This window comes from Staphylococcus sp. HMSC061G12 (assembly GCF_001838465.1).
Classification (GTDB): Bacteria; Bacillota; Bacilli; order Staphylococcales; family Staphylococcaceae; genus Staphylococcus; species Staphylococcus simulans.
Genome location: NZ_KV837161.1, coordinates 39,931 through 64,567 on the forward strand (window position 1 = coordinate 39,931; position 24,637 = coordinate 64,567).

The following is a 24,637-nucleotide window of genomic DNA, read 5'->3' on the forward strand; positions in this document are numbered from 1 at the left end:
ACGGGTTGGAAAATACAGTTCTGATTCTTTACACTAGAACTTAATGATAGGGTAGGGGAGCAGCAAGAATAGAAAAATAAGTGAGTGATGGAAGTGGAAAAAGCATATCGCATTAAAAGAAATAGCGATTTTCAAACGATTTATAGAAGAGGAAAGTCATTCGCAAATCGCCAATTTGTCGTTTATGTCATGCCAGATAAAAATTTGACTCATTTTCAATTAGGAATCAGTGTTTCTAAAAAACTCGGCAATGCAGTGACACGCAATCGTATTAAAAGAGCAATCAGAGAAAACTTTAAAGTACATAAAGAAGATATGATTGCGAAAAAGATTATTGTTATTGCAAGACAACCTGCAAAAGATATGACTGTACTGGAAATTCAAAAAAGTTTAGAGCATGTACTTAAAATTGCAAAACTATTCAATAAGAGAATAAAGTAGACTAACCGAAGTCTTATACCAGACAAACGTCAGTCTAACCTCCATAGAATTCGAACACATATGTGGCAATTTACAATAAAAGTCATTACAATTATAGAGTTAGAAATTTAAGTAGAGGAGGCGAAGCAGCATGTTGGATTTAGATACAATTACCAGTATTTCTACTCCGATGGGAGAGGGTGCGATTGGTATTGTCCGTTTATCAGGAAGTCGTGCAATCGAAATCACTGATAAACTCTATAAAGGAAAGAAACCATTAGCTGAAGTAGATTCGCATACAATTAATTATGGACATATTGTCGATCCTGATACGAATGAAGTAGTAGAAGAAGTAATGGTATCCGTGCTGCGTGCACCAAAAACATTTACAAGAGAAGATATCGTAGAAATTAACTGTCACGGCGGAATCTTAACGATTAATCGTGTATTAGAACTTACAATGACAGCTGGTGCTAGAATGGCTGAACCTGGGGAGTATACAAAACGCGCATTCTTAAATGGCCGTATTGACTTATCTCAAGCTGAAGCAGTCATGGATTTCATACGTTCTAAGACAGACCGAGCGTCTAAAGTTGCGATGAATCAGATTGAAGGACGTTTAAGTGATATGATCAAGCGTCAACGTCAATCTATTTTAGAAATCCTAGCACAGGTTGAAGTGAATATTGATTACCCAGAATATGACGATGTAGAAGATGCGACAACTGAATTCTTATTAGAGAAATCAGAAGAAATCAAATCAGAAATCGATCGTCTTTTAGCAACAGGTACACAGGGTAAAATCATGAGAGAAGGACTTTCGACAGTTATAGTCGGTAAGCCTAACGTCGGTAAGTCTTCTATGTTGAATAACTTAATTCAAGACAATAAAGCGATTGTGACAGAAGTTGCGGGTACTACACGGGATGTCTTAGAAGAATACGTCAATGTGCGTGGTGTACCACTTCGTCTCGTCGACACAGCAGGCATCCGTGAGACTGAGGACATTGTAGAAAAAATCGGTGTGGAACGTTCACGCAAAGCTTTAAGTGAAGCAGATTTAATCTTATTTGTCTTAAACTACAATGAAGCATTAACAGAAGAAGATGTTAAATTATATGAAGTCATTAAGAATGAAGATGCGATTGTGATTGTGAATAAAACAGATTTAGAACAACATCTTGATTTAGATGAAGTTCGTGATATGGTCGGAGATATGCCAGTCATTGAAACATCTATGTTAAAACAAGAAGGCATTGATCAATTAGAAGAACAAATTCGTGACTTGTTCTTCGGCGGTGAAGTTCAAAACCAAGATATGACTTACGTTTCAAACTCAAGACATATTTCATTGCTGAAACAAGCACGTCACTCGATACAAGATGCAATAGATGCAGCAGAAGCTGGTATTCCTATGGATATGGTTCAAATTGATTTAACTAGAACTTGGGAGATTTTAGGAGAGATTATCGGTGCTTCTGCAAGTGACGAATTGATTGACCAGTTATTCAGTCAGTTCTGTCTCGGAAAATAAAAAGGAGGACAAAGTATGGCTTTGGATTATGATGTAATTGTCATCGGTGCTGGGCATGCCGGTATTGAAGCAGGACTTGCTTCTGCACGACGCGGCGCCAACACATTGATGCTGACAATTAATTTAGATAACGTTGGTTTTATGCCATGTAACCCATCAGTAGGGGGACCAGCTAAAGGAATTGTTGTTCGTGAAATCGACGCACTCGGCGGTCAAATGGCTAAAACAATCGATAGAACGCATATTCAAATGCGTATGTTGAATACAGGTAAAGGACCTGCAGTACGTGCATTACGTGCACAAGCAGATAAAGCTTTATACCAACGTGAAATGAAACGTGTATTAGAAGATGAAGAAAACTTGCATATCATGCAAGGAATGGTAGATGAATTAATTATTGAAGATGACGAAATTAAAGGTGTGCGTACGAATATTGGTACAGAATACCGTTCAAAAGCCGTTATCGTCACAACAGGTACATTCTTACGCGGTGAAATTATTTTAGGTAACTTGAAATATTCAAGCGGCCCTAACCACCAATTACCATCTATTACACTAGCGGATAACTTACGTGAACTTGGTTTTGAAGTCGTACGTTTCAAAACAGGTACACCGCCACGTGTAAACTCAAAAACGATTGATTATGATAAAACAGAAATTCAACCAGGTGACGATGTAGGACGTGCATTCAGTTTCGATACAACTGAATATATCTTAGATCAATTACCATGCTGGTTAACTTATACAAATGATAAGACACACCAAGTGATCGATGACAACTTACATCTGTCAGCGATGTACTCAGGTATGATTAAAGGTAAAGGGCCACGTTACTGTCCATCTATTGAAGATAAATACGTGCGTTTCCATGATAAACCACGTCACCAATTATTCTTAGAACCAGAAGGTCGTGACACGAACGAAGTATATGTTCAAGGTCTTTCAACAAGCTTGCCAGAACATGTACAACGTGAAATGCTTCAAACGATTCCTGGCTTAGAAAAAGCAGATATGATGCGTGCGGGTTATGCAATTGAATATGATGCATTAGTACCGACACAATTATGGCCGACACTTGAAACTAAGAAAATCAAAAACTTATACACTGCAGGTCAAATTAACGGAACTTCAGGTTATGAAGAAGCGGCTGGCCAAGGTTTAATGGCGGGTATTAATGCGGCAGGACGTGTATTAGGCACAGGCGAAAAAGTATTAAGTCGTTCTGATGCTTATATTGGTGTCTTAATTGATGACTTGATTACAAAAGGTACGAATGAACCTTACCGTCTATTAACATCACGTGCAGAATATCGTTTATTATTACGTCACGATAATGCAGACCTACGTTTGACTGACCTAGGTCATGAATTAGGCTTGATTTCAGAAGAACGTTACGCGCGTTTCAATGAAAAACGTGATCAAATCCAAGCTGAAATTGATCGTTTATCTAACATTCGTATTAAGCCGAATGAACACACACAATCTGTGATTAAATCACGTAACGGTTCTCCACTAAAAGACGGTATCTTAGCGATTGAATTACTACGTCGTCCAGAAATGGATTACCAAGCAATCCTTGATATCTTAGAAGAAGAACATCAAATCCCAGCTGACGTTGAAGAACAAGTTGAAATTCAAACGAAATATGAAGGTTATATCAATAAATCATTACAACAAGTAGAAAAAGTAAAACGTATGGAACAGAAGAAAATTCCACACGACTTGGACTATAGTAAAATTGACAGCTTAGCAAGTGAAGCACGTGAAAAATTAGCAGAAGTTAAACCATTAAACATTGCACAAGCGTCACGTATTTCAGGCGTTAACCCTGCTGATATTTCAATTTTACTGATTTATCTAGAACAAGGTAAGCTTGAAAGGGTGAAATAAATGAGTGTTGAATGGTTGGCTAACAAGCTAGAAACACACGGCATTACATTGAACGACCAACAAAAACAACAGTTTCAAACTTATTATGAAATGCTTGTAGAGTGGAATGAAAAAATGAACTTAACAAGCATTACAGATGAATCAGAAGTATATTTGAAACACTTCTATGATTCAATTACAGCCGCATTTTATGTGGATATGACAAAAGAACTCAGCATTTGTGATGTAGGTGCTGGTGCTGGGTTCCCAAGTATCCCGTTAAAAATTGTCTTTCCACAGCTGAAAGTGACAATTGTAGATTCGTTGAATAAACGTATCCAATTCCTAAATCATCTTGCCGATGCTTTAGGGTTACAAGGTGTCAGCTTTGTACATGAACGTGCAGAGAACTTTGGGAATACCCGTGGAGACAACCGGGAGTCTTATGACATTGTGACAGCACGTGCAGTTGCACGTCTGACAGTGTTAAGTGAGTTATGCTTGCCGTTAGTGAAAACAGGCGGTCATTTCGTAGCGATGAAATCTTCTAAAGGTGAAGAAGAGTTAGAAGAAGCACGCTTTGCGATTGGGGTCTTCGGCGGCAGAGTTGAAGCGATCGAAACTTTTGAATTGCCTGAAGATGCAGGTGAGCGTCAAATTATTATCATTGAAAAGCGTAGTAAAACGCCTAAAAAATATCCGAGAAAAGCCGGAACGCCTAACAAATCTCCTTTACTAAAATAAAAATAAATATTAGTATATAATTATATTTAGAGGGAGAGATTGCGGAATGAAAAAGCCTTTTTCTAAACTATTCGGTTTAACAAATAAAGATGAAGAAATGACAGGCGCTACTGAAGATGAACGCAATAATCATGTTGAATCAATTCAAATTGAAAAGATTGTGCCGAACCGCTATCAACCAAGACAAGTCTTTGATCAAAGCAAGATTAATGAACTTGCGGAATCCATCCAAGAACATGGATTGCTACAACCGATTGTGGTACGACCGATTGAAGAAGGAATGTATGAAATCATAGCTGGGGAACGTCGCTTCAGAGCTATGAGCAGTATTCATATGGCTTATGCAGATGTGATTATTCGTGATATGACGGATGAAGAAACAGCAGTCGTCGCTTTAATAGAAAATATTCAACGTGAGAATTTATCAGCAGTTGAAGAAGCAGAAGCCTATCAGAAACTGTTAGAGCTTGGAGACACAACACAAAGTGAATTAGCACAAAGTGTCGGTAAAAGCCAAAGCTTTATCGCAAACAAACTGCGTTTACTGAAACTTGCTCCTAAAGTGCTTACGAAACTTTCAGAAGGCAAGATTACAGAACGTCACGCACGTGCTTTGTTAAGTTTATCTCACGAAGAACAAGAAGAAATGGTCCAAATTATTATTGATCAACACTTGAACGTGAAACAAACAGAAGCGAGAGTCAAAGCCAAAGTAGGACCTGAAAAAGTTAAAGCTGTGCCGCTTCAATTCGCCAAAGATTTGACGAAAGCACGCGAAACTCTACAAAACAGCTTTGAAACTATCGAACAAAGTGGAATCCGTGTCGAACAAAAAGAACGCGACCACGATGATTATTTAGAAATTAAAATCAGAGTATATAAACGTTAACAACCATTCGCCTCGTTGCGAGTGGTTTTTTTATTTTCTTAAATAAAAAGTGAACAACTAATAGCTTTTTGTATATAATAGAAAAGGATGAGATATTGAAAGTGAAGGAGAATTAAGACATCTATGAAATTACAGCATTTATTTACTTCAGCAGTAGTTTTAACCCTTTTATTAGCTGGATGCAGTCACAATGAAAAACAAAATGATTCTGCAAAGCAAGAAGCAAAAAGTAAAACGGATAATAAAAAAAGTGAACACAAATCAACTTCCAAAAAAGAAAATGAAGCAAACAAAGATGAGCAACAAATAGAGAAGGCAGTCAGCCAATTAACAATCAATGAGAAAATAGCTTTAGCAATGTTTTTACCACAAGAAAAAACAAATTATATGATATCAGCTGATGAGTTATTGAATCATTCATATATAAGATATACGCACGGTGTAGCTCTTGGTAAGATGTTAGGCGATGAGGCAACAAAACAATCTATTCAAGAGTATCATTTAAATAAAATGTTACCTGAAAGAATTACAAATGTGCCACAAAACGTAAAATTTTATGAACCTGAAGAAACTAAGCAAAACTTTGCTGAGCTATTTGGTTTTACAGGAAACCAGATTATTATTGCAGGTAGTCAAAGTCCTAAGACTTATGATGAAATTTTAAAAGATCGAGGGACTCATATCTATAACTTAGAAGATTTATACAAACAATATGGTCATAATCCAAACTTTAAAAAGGTCGTAAGTTTGGTTAAAGTAAGCGAATCAGTGAGGAATCCAGAGAGTGATAATGCATCTTCTTCTAAAGAAACAGATAATGCTACTTCAAATAATAAACAAAGAAGAAAGTTAAGTCCTGGTGATGTATATACACCAGATGGTAACATGAATAGTCAAGTTGCAATACACAAGGTAGAAGAATATATAGGACATAAACTAGATCCACGAAAATATGAATTTAATGGGCCTCCTAAAAGACATTTCGTTGATGATTACACATTGGATCATACATGGACTGTTAATTTTAGAAATTTAGAAACACATACACAGTATAATTATTCAGTTGATAAAGATGGAAAAGTAGAAAAACTAGATAACTTTGGTACGCCACCAGAGTAGTACTTGGTTCTGCAGTATAATACTGCAGAACTTTTGTATTTGGTAGGGTCGGCTACTTATGGTAAAAAATCCTCTTTATTTAAACTTTTAAATTAAAATTGTCAGAGTGTCTTTTGAAAGAGTAATAAATAATCATACTTAACTCGATCACTTTCTTTTAATTCAGGACAATATGTGTCCCGTACCTTCTATATAATGAAATTATATATTCAAATATACAAAGAGGAGCAAGCTATCTATGAAATTTAAACATGTATTGACTACCGCTGCAGCACTTTCAATATTATTGGCAGGTTGCGGCTCAAATGAAAAACAAGAAGATACGCAAAAACACGAAGAAAAAGAAAAAACAAATCATCAAAAAGCAGAGAAAAAAGAAAATACACAGCATGAACAAACAACAAAACATGAAAAATCACATACTCATAAACAAACGACAGAACAAGCTGTCAGCCAACTGACACCACAAGAAAAGGTCGCTTTGGCGTTATACGCACCTAAATCAGCTGAATTTACAGTGACAGCAAATGAATTATTAAACCACAGCTATGTCCAAAACACGAATGGCGGTTCGCGACAACGAGAAATTCAGCAATTAACACTTTATACAGGTAGTTCTGAAATCGTAACAAATAAACCTCAAAATATGGTGATTTATGGCACAACTAACTCTAAAGGTCCATTTGCGGCAGTTATTGGTGTGAGTGATACACAAGTGTTGGTATCAGGAACACAAGGTATCAATCCATATCAACAATTAGCAAACATGGGAGCAGTTTATAATATTAAAGATCTATATAAACAATACAAAGATGAACCGAACTTTAAACAAGTGGCAAATTTAATCCGAATCACAAATCAAGATGCACAATCAGCAGCACAAGAAAGTAACAGTAATTCAAGCTCTGAAAGTCATTCATCTACTTCTGAAGGTCAAGTCACACGTGCGAATGTCATTGATAAAGTAGAAGAATATGAAGGTCACAAACTAGATACAAGCACGTATACGTATAAAGAACCTGAACAAAAGAGTGATGGAAGCTGGGGCTTCTCATTTGTAGATAAATCAGGTGATTTAGCAGGATCATACATTGTGAATGCGGATGGTTCAGTGGAGAAATTTGATTCAAAAGGCCAACCTGAATAAAGAATATTGACTCTACGGCTTTTAGTGAGCTGTAGAGTTTTTCATTTTAACTTAAATTGATAAATGTCAGAATTTTTAGTACAATAGAAGTCATTAAAACTTATCTAGAGAAGTAGAGGGAATTGGCCCGATGACGCTTCAGCAACAGAAGATCCAGGCATTGAATCTGACTGTGCTACATCCAACAAGTATAACTTGAAAGATAGGTGCCATATACATAGAAAGCTATATGTCGCTTATAGGTGATATATAGCTTTTTTAATAGGAGCATCAAACAAAGGGGGAACTTAAATGGTGATTTCAAGAAGATTAGCGAAGATACCAGATAGTTATTTCGGAAAAACAATGGGGAGAAAGATAGAACATGGTCCGCTTCCTCTCATCAATATGGCAGTAGGCATCCCAGATGGGGAAACACCTAAAGGCATTGTCGATGAATTTGCGAACGCATTACGTGTGCCTGAAAACCAAAAGTACGGTGCGTTTCATGGTAAAGAAAGCTTTAAGCAAGCAATTGTTGATTTCTATAAACGACAATATAATGTTGAATTGGATAAAGATGATGAAGTCTGTATTTTATATGGCACAAAGAATGGATTAGTAGGTTTGCCGAATTGTATTGTTAACCCTGAAGATTACGTTTTATTGCCAGATCCAGGTTATACAGATTACCTAGCAGGGGTGTTGTTCGCAGATGCGAAACCTTATGCGTTAGAGTTAGAACCACCATATTATCAACCTGACTTTGATAAAGTGCCAGGGGAAGTCTTAAGTCAGACTAAATTGATTTATTTAACGTATCCTAATAACCCGACTGGATCAACTGTTACACAAGATGTCTTTGATGATGTAGTTCAAAAGTTCAGAGGTACACAAACGAAAATTGTACATGATTTTGCCTATGCAGCGTTCGGTTTTGACCATAAAAATCCGAGTATCCTACAGACAGCTGGAGGCAAAGAAGTCGCAATCGAGGTGTATTCACTTTCTAAAGGCTATAATATGTCTGGCTATCGTGTCGGTTTCGCAGTCGGCAACAAAGATGTGATTCAAGCTTTGAAGAAATATCATACACATCACCATGCGGGTATGTTTGGTGCGCTTCAAGATGCGGCGACATTTGCGCTTAACAACTATGATTATTTCTTAGATAAACAAAGTGAAGTCTTTAAAGCACGTCACGATCGTTTCACTGCGATTTTAGATGAAGGAAACATCCCTTATGAACCGATGACAGGTGGCATCTTCTTATGGTTGAAAGCACCAAAAGGATATGACGGAGAACAATTTGTGGAATTCTTACTTCAAGATCAATCTATTTTAGTGGCGCCAGGTATTCCATTTGGTGAAAATGGACGTCATTATGTTCGTGTATCACTTGCGTTAGAGGATGAACAATTAGATGAAGCAGCGAAGCGGTTGAAATCACTTAGTGCGATGTACAAAGAATAATCTTTTATTTAAATAGTGAATAAAATCCCTCATAACGTTGTTATAGAGACGTTTATACGTATATTATTGATTGTAAGAAGTTTCAAAAGGTATTATGATATTACTGTAATAAAAACACTCAGGAACTCTGGAAAGTAGCTGAGTGTAAAAATGTTAGGCGTATGGTCTAAGCCATATTCAACCTAGGCTTATGAGATAGTCGATTGTGCTCTAACGCAATCGGCTATTATTTATTATCTTTTTAAACAAAAATGAAGCACTGAATATAAAGTTTTTTGTTCACGGGGTGGTGGGACATGTACTTTATATTCAGTGCTTTTTTATAAGTAGTAAAAAGGAGTATAGTGATTACCCATTATCGGGAGAGTGGGTAATCGGAATTTACTTACTATTTTGTATCGGGTTCAAAATAGTAACATTTATGAAAAGAATTGTTCTTATCGGGTTAAGAACAGTGGCGATTCATTGCCCCAATTCCTGTGGACCCAGGGCAATGTAGCCAACTTTTATTGTATTTACTCATAACTTTTAAAGGAGTTTCGTTTTTAAGATTTAATAATGGCTGCATGTCATGGATGATCGCGGGTCCATGACTATGCGTTTGGCTTAATCGCAAATGCACGGACCGGGAATCCTGGCGCATCTGCCGGTTTTGGACATATTGTATAAATCACTGCGCCTCGTTCTGGGAGGCGGTCTAAATTCGTTAGGAGCTCAATTTGGTACGTGTCTTGTCCGAGTACATAACGTTCACCGATTAAATCGCCGTGTTTTGCGACATCGACTGAAGCGTCTGTATCGAATGTTTCATGACCGACTGAACGTACACCGCGTTCTTCAAGTAAGAATTGTAATGCATCGAGTGACCATCCGGGTGCGTGAGGGTTACCTTCAGCATCTTTATTCTCAAATTGCTCCACATTCGGCCAACGGTGTGACCAATCACTGCGGAATGCGACGAACGTATCAGGTTCGATTCGGCCATGTTGTGCTTCCCACTCAAGTAAATGATCGCGAGTTAAACGGAAATCGGGGTTTTCCGCAACTTCTTTAGAGTAATCAAGTACGATAAGCGGTAACACTAATTCTTTCAAATCTAATTCATGTAAATATCTTCTGTTTTCGACAAAGTGGATGGGGGCATCGATATGTGTGCCATATTGTGTGGCAACACTCCATCTTTGTACAAAATAACCATCTTCTGCAACGGTACTGATTGTATCAATATATGCAGCTTCTAATGCGCTGAAATGTGGGCTGTCTGTGTCAAAGGTATGGGTTAAATCGACCCATTCACTTTCTTTTAGACTTTTCAGCTGATCCCATAAAGGATAACTCATTATAAACACCTCATGACTGCTTAAAATTGTAGGGCTGATATAAGTGTATTTACGAGTGAGTTTTAAGACTGCGGGCTCACTCGTAAATCACTCATGACAAGTGAATTAAGCTGTTTCTTGTCCTTCTTTGTTTCTTAATTTTTTAACTGCTGAAACTAATACTGTTAATGCTTCTTTTACTTGATCTTCGTTACGTGTTTTCAAACCGCAGTCTGGGTTAACCCAGAATAATGAACGGTCGATTTCTTGTAAACCACGGTTGATTGCGACTGTGATTTCTTCTTCAGTCGGGATACGTGGACTGTGGATATCATATACACCTAATCCGATACCTAAATCATACGTTACATCCTCGAAGTCTTTGATTAAAGCACCATGGCTGCGTGATGTTTCGATTGAGATAACATCTGCATCCAAGTCGTGGATAGTATGGATGATTTCGCCGAATTGAGAATAGCACATATGCGTATGGATTTGCGTCGCATCTGACACTGAAGATGTTGCTAAGCGGAATGAACGTAACGCTTGTTTCAAGTATTCTTCATGGTATTCAGAGCGTAATGGTAAACCTTCACGTAATGCTGGTTCATCTACTTGGATAATTTTTATGCCTGCATCTTCTAATGCTAAAACTTCTTCGTTGATAGCTAAAGCGATTTGGTCTTGTACTTCATGGCGTGGGATGTCTACACGTTCGAATGACCAGTTTAAGATAGTTACAGGACCAGTCAACATACCTTTTACAGGGTGGTCAGTTAAGCTTTGCGCATAAGCTGTTTCTTCCACTGTGATTGGTTTAGTCCATTTAACATCTCCATAGATAACTGGTGGTTTAACAGCACGAGATCCGTATGATTGAACCCAACCGTATTTTGTAACTAAGAAGCCTTGTAAACGTTCACCGAAGAACTCAACCATGTCATTACGTTCGAACTCACCATGTACAAATACATCTAAGCCGATATCTTCTTGGATTTGAATCCAGCGTGCGATTTCATCGCGTAAGAATTGGTTATATTCTTCATCACTGATACGTTGGTTTTTCCAGTCAGCACGTTTTTTACGAACTTCTTTCGTTTGTGGGAATGAACCAATTGTAGTTGTTGGTAATTCTGGTAATTTTAAGCGTGCATCTTGAACTTTTTTACGTTCAGGGAATGCTGACTCACGTTGTGTACGTACGCTGTCAAAGTCGTATTCAAGGTTTTTGAATGCTTGGTTTTGGAAGCGCTCGTAAGCTGCTTTTAATTTATCGTATTTTTCGCTGTCTCCATTATTGATAACACGTTTTAAAGCGTCTAATTCGTCTAATTTTTCAGTTGCGAAGCTTAAACCTTCTTCAATTGATTCATCTAATTCTTCATCGTCTAATGAAACAGGAACATGAAGTAATGAAGATGATGGTTGGATAACTAACTCATCAGTATAATTTTCTAAAGTTTCAATCAATTCTTTTTTCGCTTCGATATCTGCAGCCCATACATTACGGCCATCAATAATACCTGCGTATAATGCTTTGTCTTTAGATAATTTGCCTGCTTTAATTTGTTCAAGGTTTTTACCACCGTCATGTACGAAGTCTAAACCGAAACCTTTAACAGGTAAGCTATTCACAAAGTCTAAATCTACATGTTCGAAATAAGTTTGGATGACTAATTTATCAGCTAACCCAGCTTTATCGAAGTATTCATAGACGTGACGTGTAACGTCTTGTAATTGTTCTGCATCATCAGTTACTAATACAGGTTCGTCGATTTGAATGTATTCAGCACCTGCATCAACAAGTGATTGTAATACTTCTTTGTATAATGGAAGCAATGCTTCAACTTTCTCTTCAAATGTTTGATCGCCGCCGCGTGATAATTGAACGAATGTTACAGGACCTAAAATCACTGGGTGTGCATTTACGTTTAATTGTTTAGCGAATTCGAAACGTTCTAATAAAACGTTGCGGTTTAATTTAGGTTCTACGTTGTCCCATTCAGGTACGATGTAGTGATAGTTTGTGTTGAACCATTTAATTAAGGCACTTGCGACATTTTCTTTTGTACCACGTGCGATATTGAATAATAAATCATCGTTGACTTCTTGACCTTGGAAACGTTCTGGGATGATGTTGAATAATAATGATACGTCTAATACGTGGTCATATAATGAGAAGTCTCCAACAGGTACGCTGTCAATGCTGTAGTGTTTTTGTAATAATAAGTTTTCTTTATGCAGGTCGTTTAATGTTGTTGTTAATTCATCATAGTTTGTTTTACCTGCCCAGTAACTTTCGATTGCTTTCTTCCATTCTCTCTTGCGTCCTAAACGTGGGAATCCGATATTAGCTGTTGTAATTGTCATATTATTGCCTCCTGATTTTTTGCAGTTTGTTTTTTAAAGTAATGTGTAAGTTCGAGTGAAAAGTCTACTTGTTCAAATGGTGTAATGATATAGAGTCCATTAAAGTGTTTGATAACTTCATCTATCAATTTGCGACAGATGCGCAAGCTCAGTTCTTTGGTTTTTTGTTTATCATCTTTAACCGCTTCGAACTGATCTAATATTTCATCTGGCAATGAAATGCCAGGGACTTCATTGTGTAAGAATGTTGCATTTTTATAACTTGTTATTGGCATGATACCGATAAAGAATGGGGTATCAAGATGTGCTGTCTTTTCAGCAATTTCTTGAATACGCTCGACAGTGTAGACAGGCTGTGTAATGAAGTAACTCATACCGCAGTCTACTTTTTTGTCTAAGCGTTTCACCGCTGCTTCCATCTTGCGGACGTTCGGGTTGAACGCACCGGCAATATTGAAGTTCGTTTTCGTTTTCAATGCGCCGCCGTCAATATTAAGTCCTTGGTTGAAACGAACAGCGAGTTCAGTTAAACCTCTTGAATTTACATCATAAACATTCGTCGCACCTGGCAGATGCCCCACCTTAGATGGGTCACCTGTAATCGCGAGTATCTCGTTAATACCAAGCAGTGATAAGCCGAGTAAGTGAGATTGTAAACCGATTAAGTTCCTGTCTCTGCAGGTAATGTGGACCAGCGGTTCAATGTTGTAATTCTGCTTAATAATACTAGCTGCTGCGATGTTGCTAACGCGTACCGTTGCGAGTGAGTTATCTGCAAGTGTGATAGCGTCGACTTTCGCTTTATCTAGTTTTGTGACATTCGCAAAGAATTTCGTTGTATCTAAGTGCTTTGGTGTATCTAGTTCAACGATGACTGTCGGACCAGCTTTGACTTTAGTCGTTAAGTTATTCTTTTTGACCGGAATAGAAGGGTAATTACTTTTTCTTCTGATCGGAATAACTTTCTTTTCTAAAGTTGGTTTTAAGCCTTCAATCGCTTGCTTGATGAAGCGGATATGTTCAGGTGTAGTACCGCAACAACCGCCGATTAAGTGTACGCCTTCTTTCACTAGCGTTTCAGCTATCTTACCGAAGTAAGAAGCGTTGTCGCTGTAGTGAATTGTAGAATCTTCAAAGTCTAAGAGACTTGCGTTCGGGTAACATGAGAGAATCGCATGTTGCGGAATCTCAATATGTGTGAAAGATTGTTGCATATGGTGCGGACCGTGATGGCAATTCAAGCCGATAACGTCTGCACCTTCTGCTTCAACTTGTTTAAGTGCTTCGTTAATTTCTGTTCCGTCTTGCAAGTAGTTGGTGCTTGAAGCAGTTAACTGTGCGATAACTGGAATATTGTACTTTTTCTTCGTCGCTCTGATTACCTGCAAGAGTTCGTTTAAATCGTAATAAGTTTCAAAGAGGAGTGCGTCAACACCCTCGTCAATCAGTGTTTCAATTTGAATATCTGTGTGATACAAAATCGTCGATAGCGACAAGTCATTTTGTTTCACGCCTTTAAAACCTCCGACAGTTCCTAAAATAAACGTGTCTTCATTGGCTGCTTGTTTCGCTATTCTGACACCGGCACGTGTGATGTCTCTTACTTGGTGTTCTAATCCGAAAGCTTGAAGCTTTTCGAAGTTGGCACCGTAAGTATTGGTTTGAATGACATCCGCACCAGCTTCAATGTAAGATCGATGAATTTGTTCGATTTTCTTTGGATGTGTAAGATTATATGCTTCAGGGCAAGTATCGATCCCTTCAGAGTAGAGAATCGTTCCTATTGCACCGTCAGCTACTAATACGTTCTTGCTCAAAGTTTGTAGAAACCGGCTCATAGTATGCTTCCTCCAATGCTGCTTCAAAATCTGCAATCAACTCGTCTGGGTCTTCTAAGCCCACACTCAGTCTCAAGAGATCGAACGTAATTCCGCGTTCGTTACGCACATCTTCTGGAACAGAAGCATGTGACATTGTGGCTGGATGAGAGACGATAGTTTGAATACCGCCTAGGCTGACTGCGATTTGCGGTATTTTTAATGCTTTCGCAAATGTCGGTACCTTTTCTGCTTCGCTTAATCTGAAGCCAAGTACTGCACCGCCATTTTCAGCTTGGCGTTGATTGATTTCATCATTTCCTGGGTAATATACATCAGTAATTTCAGGACGTGATTTTAAGAATTCAACAATCTTTTCAGTGTTTTTCACTGATTGATTCCATCGTACATAAAGCGTTTTAAGATGCTTTGTCAGTGTCCAGCTGTCTTGAGCTGATAATCCGCTTCCTAAAGTGTTTTGTAAGAATTGTAATGATTCTGCAACTTCCGCGTTGTTTGTTACAACTGCCCCTGCAATTAAGTCACTGTGGCCGCTTAAGAATTTAGTGGCACTATGAATCACAATGTCAGCACCTAAATGCAATGGCTTTTGTGATAGGGGTGTTAAGAATGTATTGTCGACTGAAACAAGGATATTATGTTTCTTTGCGACATCCGCAATGGCTTGAATATCTGTCACTTTAAATAATGGATTTGACGGTGTTTCCAGATGAATTAGTTTCGTATTTTCCTGAATCGCTTGTTCAACTGCTAATGGGTTTGTCGTATCTACTGCTGTGACTTCGATATTAAATCCTGGTAAAACATGTTCGCATAAGCGGTATGTCCCACCGTAAACATCATTCGGAATAATTAAGTGATCTCCTGATTTCAGTAAGAAGAAAACTGCTGAAATTGCTCCGATTCCTGAGTTATAAGCGATACCGTACTCGGCATCTTCAAGTGCTGCAAGCTTTTCTTCTAACAATGCTCGGTTCGGGTGGCCTGATCTTGCGTAATCGTAAGGGACCTCTGAACCAATCAATGCTGTCGGGAAAGTCGATGAGTCATAAAGTGGCGGGTTGGCTGCTAAAATGTGCGGGAATTGATGATACTTAATTAAATTTGTTTCTGATGATAGTGACATACATATACACTCCTTTAGTTATTGAGATTGCTTTTGGCTGCGGAAGTTCTGGAACTAAGGAGGGAAGCTGACCACGAAAAAAAAGCTTCCGTCCTTTAAACCCGAAAAAAGATTCGGATGTAAAGGACGAAAGCTTGAGCTTCGCGGTACCACCTTAATTCGCTGCTTTATTGCTAAAGCAACCTCTTCCAGTACGCTAAATCTGTTCATGGCAGCTACTGAAGGTCGGTTCCGTTATATGTATCAGCTGTTGCTGTAAATAACAATAACGTGTGCGTCATTCCAGTACGCCATTATGCAAAAATGTTAATACTGTAGCGCTATAACGGGCGCCCCCGTTGATGCCTCATATCGACACCACCACTCCAAGGCCATTTTCAAACTTTCTTTCTGTGCTTCCTTTCAGCGGACAGAAGCTCTCTGTGTCAGCAGTGTAAGTTCTACTTTCCTTATTATCGTGTTTCAAGACGATATTCAATTGTTTCTCTTTCGTGTTGAAAGGTTTGTTTTTTGTTGATGACCACATTGTATATTGGTTCTGTTTTGTTTGTCAACAGAATTTTCAGAATAGTAGGTTTTTACTGACAATTAAAAACGAGAGAAACATAAGCGTAGCAAGGGTTGGACGTTGCTGAAAAATTTTTAAAATTTTTTTGAATCAAGCCATTTTTCAGCCGTTATTTTTCAATTTGAGAATGAAAATTCCTTTATTGCATTCATGATTTTCCTTACAATAAGAGAGGAGCAAAAATTAAAAATGTAACACTATTTTAGTGACGAAAGTGAGGTGACTGGAACGTGCGTGACATAACAAATGAGAACGATGGACATGTAGAATATATCGATTTAGATGCAATTCGGCCAAACCCTTATCAGCCTAGAAAACATTTTGATCAAGAAAAATTAGCAGATCTCGCAGCTTCTATTCGTGAACATGGCGTCTTACAACCGATTATCTTACGCAAAACGGTGCAAGGTTACCATATTGTCGTAGGTGAACGCCGTTTCAGAGCCTCTCATTTAGCAGGCTTGAACTCAGTACCAGCGATAGTCAAAGAGATGTCTGATGCTGAGATGATGGAACTCGCCATTATAGAGAACCTGCAGCGGGAAGATTTGAATGCGATTGAAGAAGCGGAAAGTTATCGCAAGCTGATGGATGATTTACATATCACACAAAAAGAGGTGGCTGAACGTTTAGGTAAATCCCGTCCTTATATCGCGAATATGTTGCGATTGTTGAATTTACCGCCTGCTGTCGCCGAGTGGGTAAAAGACGGCAAATTATCAGGTGCGCATGGTCGTACATTATTAATACTAAAAGACGAAACCAAAATGAAACAAATCGCTAAACAAGTCATGAAAGAAGCGTGGAGTGTGCGTTATTTAGAACAATACATTGCAGAGCTGACTTCACCTACTTCAGAAGATGATGCTAAGAAAAAGACAAAGAAACCGCGCATGATTGAACGGCAGGAACGCTTGCTTAAAGAGCGCTTTGGTACCAATGTAGCCATCACAACTAAGCGAAATAAAGGACAAATCACTTTTGAATTCAAATCAGAAGAAGAATTTAAGCGTTTGATTCAACAATTACACAGTGAAACATAAGAAATTATGTTGTATTCATGGTAAAATATATAATTGTTGTGAAATGACAGGAGGACGAACTTTTGAATACGTTTTGGAATACAATGCAAGGTGTTTTCAACTCACTCGTTGAGCCGTTTACAAAGCCTGAAACGTACGCAATGATACTCAACAAGCTCATCATGATTGTCATCTACGTAGTCGTTGCGATGATTATTATCAACTTAGTCAATAAGTCGATTGATCAGTTCTTTAAACTACAAAACCGCAATGCACATGGTAGAAAACGATCTCATACATTAAGTGCGATGTTGAAGAATATTGTGCGTTATGTCGTATGGTTTATTGTATTAACAACGATATTAGGTAAATTCGGAATTAGTGTCACAGGATTATTAGCCGGAGCTGGTGTAGTCGGTTTAGCAATCGGCTTTGGTGCACAAACCATTGTTAAAGACATCATCACAGGGTTCTTTATTATATTTGAGAATCAATTTGATGTGGGAGATTATGTTAAAATCAACTTGAACGGTGCACCTATCACAGAAGGTACAGTTCAATCTATCGGTATCCGCTCAACACGTATACATGCGTATACAGGAGAGTTGACCGTGTTGCCGAACAGTGTAATGTCAGAGATTACCAACTTCTCAATCAGTAACGGTAAAGCATTGATAGAAGTACCGATTGCGATGGAAGAGAATGTCGATAAGGTAGAAAGTAAGCTGAAAGACTTCTTAGAATCCTTACATTCCAATTACTTTATCTTTGTCTCAAAACCTGAAATTCTTGGTATCGAGGATTTAACAGGTAATGCTTATATCATGAAAATAGCGGCAGAAACAACACCGAATAATACTGTGCCAGGCGCTCGTATCTTACGTAAAGAGGTTGCGAATTTCTTGAATCAAGAAGGAATTAAATCACCAACCCCTATTATGATGCAGTTTAATGGACAAAAATCTCAGTAATAAGAATTCATAATGATGGAGGATTGTAAATGGCAGCTCAGTATGGTCTGAATGACATTGTGGAGATGAAAAAGGCGCATGCTTGCGGCGCAAACCGATTTAAAATAATTCGTATGGGTGCAGATATCAGAATTAAATGCGAACATTGCAATCGAAGCATTATGATGCCTCGTACAGAGTTTAATAAAAAATTAAAGAAAATACTTGTATCACATGATACACAAGAGAAGGAGAATGACTAATGGCTTTAACAGCTGGTATCGTAGGCTTACCAAACGTCGGAAAGTCTACATTATTTAACGCAATTACAAAAGCGGGTGCACTTGCGGCGAACTACCCGTTCGCTACAATTGACCCGAACGTCGGGATTGTAGAAGTTCCGGATTCACGTTTAGATGCTTTAGCAGATATCGTTAATCCTAAAAAAGTACTTCCTACAACATTCGAATTCACTGATATTGCAGGGATTGTTAAAGGTGCTTCAAAAGGTGAAGGTCTAGGAAACAAATTCTTATCTCATATCCGTGAAGTAGATGCAATCTGCCAAGTAGTTCGTGCATTCGATGATGATAACGTGACACACGTATCTGGTCGTGTAGATCCACTAGATGATATTGAAGTTATCAATATGGAATTAGTACTTGCAGATTTAGAATCTGTAGATAAACGCTTACCACGTCTTGAAAAAATGGCACGTCAAAAAGATAAAGATGCGTTGAATGAAGTACGCATTTTAGAACGTATTAAAGAAGCATTAGAAAACGGCGAACCGATTCGCAGCTTAGAGTTCAATGAAGAAGATGCGAAATATGTGAAACAAGCACAATTATTAACATCAAAACCAATGATTTATATCGCAAACGTTGGTGAAGATGAAGTGAATGAAGCGGACAACGAAAAAGTTCAAACAATTAAAGAATACGCTGACAAAGAAGGTTCAGAAGTTATTGTCATCAGTGCGAAAATTGAAGAAGAAATTGCGACATTAGATGACGAAGATAAAGACATGTTCTTAGAAGATTTAGGTATCGAAGAACCTGGCTTGAACCGTTTAATCCGCAGCACATATAACTTGTTAGGTCTTGCGACATACTTCACAGCAGGTGTACAAGAAGTACGTGCTTGGACATTCAAAAAAGGTATGACTGCCCCACAATGTGCGGGTATCATCCACACTGACTTTGAACGCGGCTTCATCCGTGCAGAAGTAACAAGTTATGACGACTATGTTGAAAATAACGGTGAACAAGGTGCGAAAGAAGCAGGTAAAATGCGTTTAGAAGGTAAAGAATATATCATGCAAGACGGCGATGTTGTTCACTTCAGATTCAACGTATAATTAAGTAAATAAACAACTAACTAAAAACACGCGCTTAACAAAGCATATGATCATGCTGAGTTGAGGGCGTGTTTTTTGGCTCTATACTATTTAGGACTGGTGATAATCACTAGTCCTATTTTTGATACAAAAAAAGCGCAATTATCTTTATAATTAGAAGTATCCTATCACCAATAATTAAGGAGATAATGCGCCTATGTCTAATACTATATCAATAACGCTTGGAATTAAAGATAAATATATGATTTTTGAGGATAATATTAAGAAAAAGAATTAAAAATAATAGATTTCTTTGGTTTACTGCGCTAAATTAATCAATTCTCTTAAATGATATGAAACGTCTACTGAGATAGAAAACAGAGAAGGGATGTTTTAAGTATGGTGTTATTTCCTAGCAGTATTTTTCTATGGATACTAGGAAAATTATTTCGACAAGTACCGCCTGATGATATTAATCATTTTTGGGGATTTCGAACAAGAAAGTCTAAGAAAAATAAAGAGAATTGGATGCTGGCTCAAAAAGAGTATGGTGAACAGTCTACAAAGGTATTTATGTATACGGTGTTCGCTTCATTCTTTTGGCTATTGGCTGATATAGTATTCTTATTTTTAGACAATGACACATTCATGATTGTCTCAGTGTTACTCCAATCTATCGTATTATTAGGATTATTATTGGTGTTGTATCTCAACGTTAATAACAAATTAGAATAAAATAACTAACTAAAAACACGCGCTTAACAAAGTATATGATTATGCTGTGTTGAGGGCGTGTTTTTGTATGTATTAATATCAAGCATATTATATCAAGCGATAAAGGGATTTCTGTTTTGAAAATAGAACAATATCCTAAGTTTTTTCATGTTTTATGTTGTACATTTTCAAAGAAATATAAGTCTAGTAAGATGAGTTCTTTTACTATGTTTAAACTGATATGAGAATTGATAGTTATTTTAATTGATTTTGTTTTATGTTGAAAACGCTTTAAACACAAGTGCTTTGAAAAGTGTGTCGGAAGTTATCTCTTTTAAAAGGTTTTAAAATTTTTAGTAAAACTTGTGTAAATCAATAAGTTTTTTTACATCTTCCAAAAAATTAATGATAGAATTGTGTAGAACAATTACACACGAAAGAAGTGAAACATTTAATGCCTAGAAAACAGCAACACGATGTATTATTCGATAAAGAATTACGAAATAAATACCACATTAGAAAATTTAGCGCAGGGATTGCTTCAGTTCTATTTGGAACACTAGTTTATACATCCCTGGATCAACAAGCACAAGCTGCAGAAAACACTGATACCGCTGTTGTAAATCCTACAACACAACCAGAAACAAACGGTGACACTGCAACTACGGAGTCAACAAAAACACAAACAAATGAAACCGTTTCTACGTCAACAAAAGAAACAGTGAATGATTCTCCTACTCCACAAGACACTACGATTCAACAACCTTCTGTTGATAATCAAACAAGCGAAACAGCAACAAAACCTGAACCTGTAACAGCACCAGAAGTATCACAACCTACAAAAACAGATACAACGCAAACTGATGCGCCGAAAGTTGATACACAAAAAGCAACAGAGCCATCGACAGATGCGCCAAAAGAAGCTGCGACTACTGAAGTTAAAGCTACTACTGTTACGCCATCAGAACCTGCTATTCAACCTGCAGATGCTGAAGTTGCGACAAGAGCTGCCGCTACTACCGATACAACAACGACAGAAGCACCTGCTCAACCAATTACGAATACAAGTGCACCAGCACCCGCTGCGAACGCACATCCTGTTGAAAAAATCCAAGGAATTAATGAGCAAGTTTATGCGAAAGAGATTCCTGTATATGAAAAATCAGAAGCTGCAAGAACAGCAAGAATGCAACGTGGTATTTATCAAGCAAGAGAAAGCTTAGGCTTGATTGTACCGCAAAATAAAAAGCTCTATATCAGACAAGCACAAGGCAGTAATGAAGAAGATTTACGTGTAGATTTGATGACTAACGATAGACAAACAGTTCGTAATGCGACAGTTTCTAGAGATGGAAGCTGGACACAAATCTCTACAACTATGGATAGCGGTGCCTTCGTACGTATTCCAACAGGTTTAACTAAAAAACCAGTTGTAGAATACTATGTTGAAGGTGATGCTGGCGTCACACTGCCTACTTACCGTAAAGGTGGAGATAAAGCAGCGTTCGATGCAGATTGGGCTGCTCGTAATACAAGCTATGGTTATGTAGACGGCGATAAAATTGCTTTCTTAGTACCGAATGTAGACCGTGAACGCATCGCAAACTTAGGTAAAAACCCAGGACAATGGGGCTTTATGAACTTAGATGACATGATTGGTTATTACGAAGATGTTATTAATCATTATGATAAATGGGTTGGCTTAAATGATGACATTAATTCTGTCCACTATAATGTCGGCCAAAAATACTTTACGATTGCGGATGCTCATGGGCCAGGTCTTGCCTATTACTCAACAAACAATATGGGATCTAATAACCCATCTATGTCAGGTTATCTTGAAAGAGGATGGTTAGCACTGCATGAAGTCGGTCATGGTTATGATGGTGCAATGACGTACGATCCTAAAATGAATTTAATTGAAATTGAAAACAACATTTTAGCTAACCAATATCAAACGACTATCATGGGTGTCAAAGACGGTTGGGCTTATGAAGGCAGACAAGAAAGCATGCAGAAAGATTTCCATGATCGCGTAATGGATGGAAGAATGAATTTCTATAATGCAGGTTTCCGCGGCAGTCTTGATTTCATGACAAAAATGGTGCGTTTAACGGGCATTGAAGGCTTTGCGGATATGTGGAAAGGTATTCGTCAAGAAGAAGCGGATATGGGCAAAGCAGGTAAACCATTTGAACAAGATGTACCGAGATGGATTACAACGTATTGGTTAGCTGATAACGGTATTAATGGCACAGCCTACTTTGATTTATACAAAGTGAAAATGCCACAAGCTTTAAAAGATGATTTAGACACTTACAATAATACATTCACATACCCATTAGCAGCATTGATTACTAATCCTGAGGAACAACAACGCATCAAAGATAAACTAGGTTTATCTACGATTTATGAACTTGTAAAATCATCAGATTTAGCTGATACGGCGATTCATGAAGATGCACAAGTGAATGTGAATTTAAATGGACAAGTCTTACCAGATAACGTCAAAGTAAGCTTGATGGAAGGCACACAAGAAATTGCGAGTGCAGAAGTTGTAGATGGTAAAGCTGCATTCTCTAATTTACGTGCGGGTGTATATAAAATTGTCGCACCTCTTTCAACAACAGACGCATTACCTGAAAGTGAATATCTCGTAGTTAGAGAAGGCGGTAATAATCAAGCAACGCTTGATTATCCTAAAAAAGATGATATCCAAAACAACATTACACAAACCATCTCACTAAGAGGATTAGGCAACTGGGAAATGGCTACAGTCAACTATAATCCAGATACTAAACAAGTAACGTATAAACAAAGTCCAGGACAACCACATTTATACTTCACTGATGAATATGCACATGTAACTATTCAAAAAGCAGATGGTACGACAGTATTAGATAGAACATTAGTTGGTAACAAAAGTCTTGCATCAGAACTGCAAACTTTCGATTTAGAATATGGCGATAAAGTTATCGTTCGCCATCGTGAACCAGCGGCTCGTCGTGTGTTAGTCAGAAATGAAAACAAAGATAATGTAGCGATTTCTAGACAAAATGCTGAAAAAGAAACATTAACTTATACACTGACTGATAAAGGATTTATTGTAGATGGTGAAACACAAGCGGATGCAAACCGTCGTTATGATGAAGAGATTAGAAAAGATGTAACACACGTAGCAGAAGAAATTAAAAATCATCCTGAAAGAGATTATCGCAGAGAACTATTTAATGTCTTCACAGGTGTTGAATATGCTGATCCTGCGATTAAGGAAGAATTGCTACAAATCTTAAACCCATTAGTTGCGGTTTATCAAGTTGATACACCAACTGTGGACAAGGTAGAAGCAGGTGCGACAAGCATCAGCGGTAAAGGTGAGCCAGAAAGCACAATTACACTTACTTTTGCGAATGGCAAAAAAGCAGAAGTAGAAGTTGATAAAGATGGGCAGTGGACAACACAATTACCAGAAGGAACATCTTTAGAACATAACGATGTTACACAGGTATATGCAACAGGTAAACACGGTACAGTATCTGAACCGATTTCTGTCAAAGCTTTAGATACAGTAGCACCTAAAGCACCAGTGATTAACGCAATTGAAGCTGGTAGTCAGACAGTAACTGGAACAAGTGAACCATTAAGTAAAGTTACGTTAACGTTGCCAAACGGTACAACAAAAGTAGTCGACGCAGACGATAAAGGCGTTTGGACAACTACATTAGAAACACCATTAGCTCATAATGAAGTGATCAAAGCAGTAGCTTCAGACGCAGCAGAAAACAAATCAGTAGAAGCGACTCAAACGGTAAAAGATACAGTAGTTCCAGAAGCACCAGTAATCAACACAATCGAAGCAGGAACTAAAGTAGTGGATGGAACAAGCGAGCCATTGAGTACGGTGACTTTAACGTTGCCAGATGGCACTACTAAAGATGTTAAAGTAGATGACAAAGGTGTTTGGACAATTACATTAGAAACACCATTAGTACATGACGCAGTAATCAAAGCAGAAGCTTCAGACGTGGCAGGTAATAAATCACCAGAAGCGGCACAAACTGTGAAAGATACAACAGCACCAGCGGCTCCGACAATCGATAAGCTTGAAGCGGGAGACAAAGTAGTAACTGGAACAAGCGAACCACTGAGCACGGTAACATTGACGTTACCAGACGGTAAAACTACAGAAGTAAAAGCAGATGCAGACGGCAAGTGGA

18 protein-coding genes, 1 riboswitch and 1 other annotated feature are annotated in these 24,637 nt (G+C 37.9%); of the genes, 14 read left to right on the forward strand and 4 right to left on the reverse strand.

What is annotated here, in order from left to right:
- Positions 1 to 87: 87 nt before the first annotated feature.
- The 8 genes from rnpA to HMPREF2937_RS12120 all read left to right on the forward strand — a co-directional run bounded on the left by rnpA (position 88) and on the right by HMPREF2937_RS12120 (position 9,174).
- Positions 88 to 441, forward strand: coding sequence for a ribonuclease P protein component (gene rnpA / locus HMPREF2937_RS12085; RefSeq protein WP_023014874.1), 354 nt, complete (start codon positions 88 to 90; stop codon positions 439 to 441).
- A gap of 133 nt (positions 442 to 574) precedes the next feature.
- Positions 575 to 1,954, forward strand: coding sequence for a tRNA uridine-5-carboxymethylaminomethyl(34) synthesis GTPase MnmE (mnmE, locus tag HMPREF2937_RS12090; RefSeq protein WP_096754688.1), 1,380 nt, complete (start codon positions 575 to 577; stop codon positions 1,952 to 1,954).
- Between the two features lie 15 nt (positions 1,955 to 1,969).
- Positions 1,970 to 3,844, forward strand: coding sequence for a tRNA uridine-5-carboxymethylaminomethyl(34) synthesis enzyme MnmG (gene mnmG, locus HMPREF2937_RS12095; RefSeq protein ID WP_002480299.1), 1,875 nt, complete (start codon positions 1,970 to 1,972; stop codon positions 3,842 to 3,844).
- Positions 3,845 to 4,567: a 16S rRNA (guanine(527)-N(7))-methyltransferase RsmG gene (gene rsmG, locus HMPREF2937_RS12100; protein ID WP_023014876.1), complete on the forward strand. Its 723-nt coding sequence runs from the start codon at positions 3,845 to 3,847 to the stop codon at positions 4,565 to 4,567.
- A gap of 46 nt (positions 4,568 to 4,613) precedes the next feature.
- Positions 4,614 to 5,456, forward strand: coding sequence for a nucleoid occlusion protein (gene noc, locus HMPREF2937_RS12105; RefSeq protein WP_070625486.1), 843 nt, complete (start codon positions 4,614 to 4,616; stop codon positions 5,454 to 5,456).
- 123 nt (positions 5,457 to 5,579) lie between these two features.
- Positions 5,580 to 6,575 carry a hypothetical protein gene (locus HMPREF2937_RS12110; RefSeq protein ID WP_070864682.1) on the forward strand — a complete coding sequence of 332 codons (996 nt, stop codon included), beginning with the start codon at positions 5,580 to 5,582 and terminating at the stop codon, positions 6,573 to 6,575.
- Between the two features lie 238 nt (positions 6,576 to 6,813).
- A complete protein-coding gene (locus tag HMPREF2937_RS12115) occupies positions 6,814 to 7,722 on the forward strand; it encodes a hypothetical protein (protein ID WP_070864684.1) in 909 nt (302 codons plus the stop codon).
- A gap of 97 nt (positions 7,723 to 7,819) precedes the next feature.
- A riboswitch (SAM riboswitch) is annotated at positions 7,820 to 7,931 on the forward strand.
- Between the two features lie 82 nt (positions 7,932 to 8,013).
- A complete protein-coding gene (locus HMPREF2937_RS12120) occupies positions 8,014 to 9,174 on the forward strand; it encodes an aminotransferase class I/II-fold pyridoxal phosphate-dependent enzyme (RefSeq protein ID WP_070864686.1) in 1,161 nt (386 codons plus the stop codon).
- Between the two features lie 593 nt (positions 9,175 to 9,767).
- On the opposite strand, the gene HMPREF2937_RS12125 is transcribed toward HMPREF2937_RS12120, so the two are convergent.
- The 4 genes from HMPREF2937_RS12125 to HMPREF2937_RS12140 form a co-directional block, all read right to left on the reverse strand.
- The gene (locus HMPREF2937_RS12125) at positions 9,768 to 10,517 is read right to left on the reverse strand and encodes a cyclase family protein (protein ID WP_031262359.1); all 750 of its coding nucleotides are present in this window, start codon (positions 10,515 to 10,517) and stop codon (positions 9,768 to 9,770) included.
- Between the two features lie 102 nt (positions 10,518 to 10,619).
- The gene (gene metE / locus HMPREF2937_RS12130; RefSeq protein WP_023014882.1) at positions 10,620 to 12,863 is read right to left on the reverse strand and encodes a 5-methyltetrahydropteroyltriglutamate--homocysteine S-methyltransferase; all 2,244 of its coding nucleotides are present in this window, start codon (positions 12,861 to 12,863) and stop codon (positions 10,620 to 10,622) included.
- Positions 12,860 to 14,701, reverse strand: coding sequence for a bifunctional homocysteine S-methyltransferase/methylenetetrahydrofolate reductase (locus tag HMPREF2937_RS12135; protein WP_070864687.1), 1,842 nt, complete (start codon positions 14,699 to 14,701; stop codon positions 12,860 to 12,862). Before HMPREF2937_RS12135 ends, metE begins: the two co-directional genes overlap by 4 nt.
- Positions 14,655 to 15,827 (reverse strand): trans-sulfuration enzyme family protein, encoded by a 1,173-nt coding sequence (locus HMPREF2937_RS12140; protein WP_002480308.1) that lies wholly within the window; start codon positions 15,825 to 15,827, stop codon positions 14,655 to 14,657. The genes HMPREF2937_RS12135 and HMPREF2937_RS12140 overlap by 47 nt, the downstream gene beginning before the upstream one ends.
- 119 nt (positions 15,828 to 15,946) lie before the next feature.
- Positions 15,947 to 16,292, reverse strand: a binding site (T-box leader).
- A gap of 333 nt (positions 16,293 to 16,625) precedes the next feature.
- Between HMPREF2937_RS12140 and HMPREF2937_RS12145 the strand changes: the two genes are divergently transcribed.
- From HMPREF2937_RS12145 to HMPREF2937_RS12170, 6 genes are all read left to right on the forward strand, one after another.
- Positions 16,626 to 17,438, forward strand: a complete 813-nt coding sequence (locus tag HMPREF2937_RS12145; RefSeq protein ID WP_070864689.1) for a ParB/RepB/Spo0J family partition protein — start codon at positions 16,626 to 16,628, stop codon at positions 17,436 to 17,438.
- An 83-nt stretch (positions 17,439 to 17,521) separates the two neighbouring features.
- Positions 17,522 to 18,388: a mechanosensitive ion channel family protein gene (locus HMPREF2937_RS12150; RefSeq protein WP_031262363.1), complete on the forward strand. Its 867-nt coding sequence runs from the start codon at positions 17,522 to 17,524 to the stop codon at positions 18,386 to 18,388.
- 29 nt (positions 18,389 to 18,417) lie between these two features.
- Entirely contained in the window at positions 18,418 to 18,630 is a 213-nt protein-coding gene (locus HMPREF2937_RS12155; protein ID WP_002480311.1) for a DUF951 domain-containing protein, read from the forward strand.
- Positions 18,630 to 19,727 (forward strand): redox-regulated ATPase YchF, encoded by a 1,098-nt coding sequence (gene ychF / locus HMPREF2937_RS12160; RefSeq protein WP_002480312.1) that lies wholly within the window; start codon positions 18,630 to 18,632, stop codon positions 19,725 to 19,727. Before HMPREF2937_RS12155 ends, ychF begins: the two co-directional genes overlap by 1 nt.
- Positions 19,728 to 20,105: 378 nt before the next feature.
- Positions 20,106 to 20,441: an SdpI family protein gene (locus HMPREF2937_RS12165; protein ID WP_057510722.1), complete on the forward strand. Its 336-nt coding sequence runs from the start codon at positions 20,106 to 20,108 to the stop codon at positions 20,439 to 20,441.
- A 433-nt stretch (positions 20,442 to 20,874) separates the two neighbouring features.
- On the forward strand, positions 20,875 to 24,637 hold a 3,763-nt coding region (locus HMPREF2937_RS12170), incomplete at its 3' end, for an Ig-like domain-containing protein (protein ID WP_142351452.1).

What these genes read in the sequence shown, in the direction of transcription:
- rsmG (WP_023014876.1), top strand. Translation starts at nt 3,845, where the DNA reads ATGAGTGTTGAATGGTTGGCTAACAAGCTAGAAACACACGGCATTACA.
- HMPREF2937_RS12120 (WP_070864686.1), top strand. Translation starts at nt 8,014, where the DNA reads ATGGTGATTTCAAGAAGATTAGCGAAGATACCAGATAGTTATTTCGGA.
- ychF (WP_002480312.1), top strand. Translation starts at nt 18,630, where the DNA reads ATGGCTTTAACAGCTGGTATCGTAGGCTTACCAAACGTCGGAAAGTCT.
- rnpA (WP_023014874.1), top strand. Translation starts at nt 88, where the DNA reads ATGGAAGTGGAAAAAGCATATCGCATTAAAAGAAATAGCGATTTTCAA.
- HMPREF2937_RS12110 (WP_070864682.1), top strand. Translation starts at nt 5,580, where the DNA reads ATGAAATTACAGCATTTATTTACTTCAGCAGTAGTTTTAACCCTTTTA.
- noc (WP_070625486.1), top strand. Translation starts at nt 4,614, where the DNA reads ATGAAAAAGCCTTTTTCTAAACTATTCGGTTTAACAAATAAAGATGAA.
- HMPREF2937_RS12140 (WP_002480308.1), bottom strand. Translation starts at nt 15,827, where the DNA reads ATGTCACTATCATCAGAAACAAATTTAATTAAGTATCATCAATTCCCG.
- HMPREF2937_RS12135 (WP_070864687.1), bottom strand. Translation starts at nt 14,701, where the DNA reads ATGAGCCGGTTTCTACAAACTTTGAGCAAGAACGTATTAGTAGCTGAC.
- metE (WP_023014882.1), bottom strand. Translation starts at nt 12,863, where the DNA reads ATGACAATTACAACAGCTAATATCGGATTCCCACGTTTAGGACGCAAG.
- HMPREF2937_RS12155 (WP_002480311.1), top strand. Translation starts at nt 18,418, where the DNA reads ATGGCAGCTCAGTATGGTCTGAATGACATTGTGGAGATGAAAAAGGCG.
- HMPREF2937_RS12165 (WP_057510722.1), top strand. Translation starts at nt 20,106, where the DNA reads ATGGTGTTATTTCCTAGCAGTATTTTTCTATGGATACTAGGAAAATTA.
- HMPREF2937_RS12115 (WP_070864684.1), top strand. Translation starts at nt 6,814, where the DNA reads ATGAAATTTAAACATGTATTGACTACCGCTGCAGCACTTTCAATATTA.
- mnmG (WP_002480299.1), top strand. Translation starts at nt 1,970, where the DNA reads ATGGCTTTGGATTATGATGTAATTGTCATCGGTGCTGGGCATGCCGGT.
- HMPREF2937_RS12150 (WP_031262363.1), top strand. Translation starts at nt 17,522, where the DNA reads ATGCAAGGTGTTTTCAACTCACTCGTTGAGCCGTTTACAAAGCCTGAA.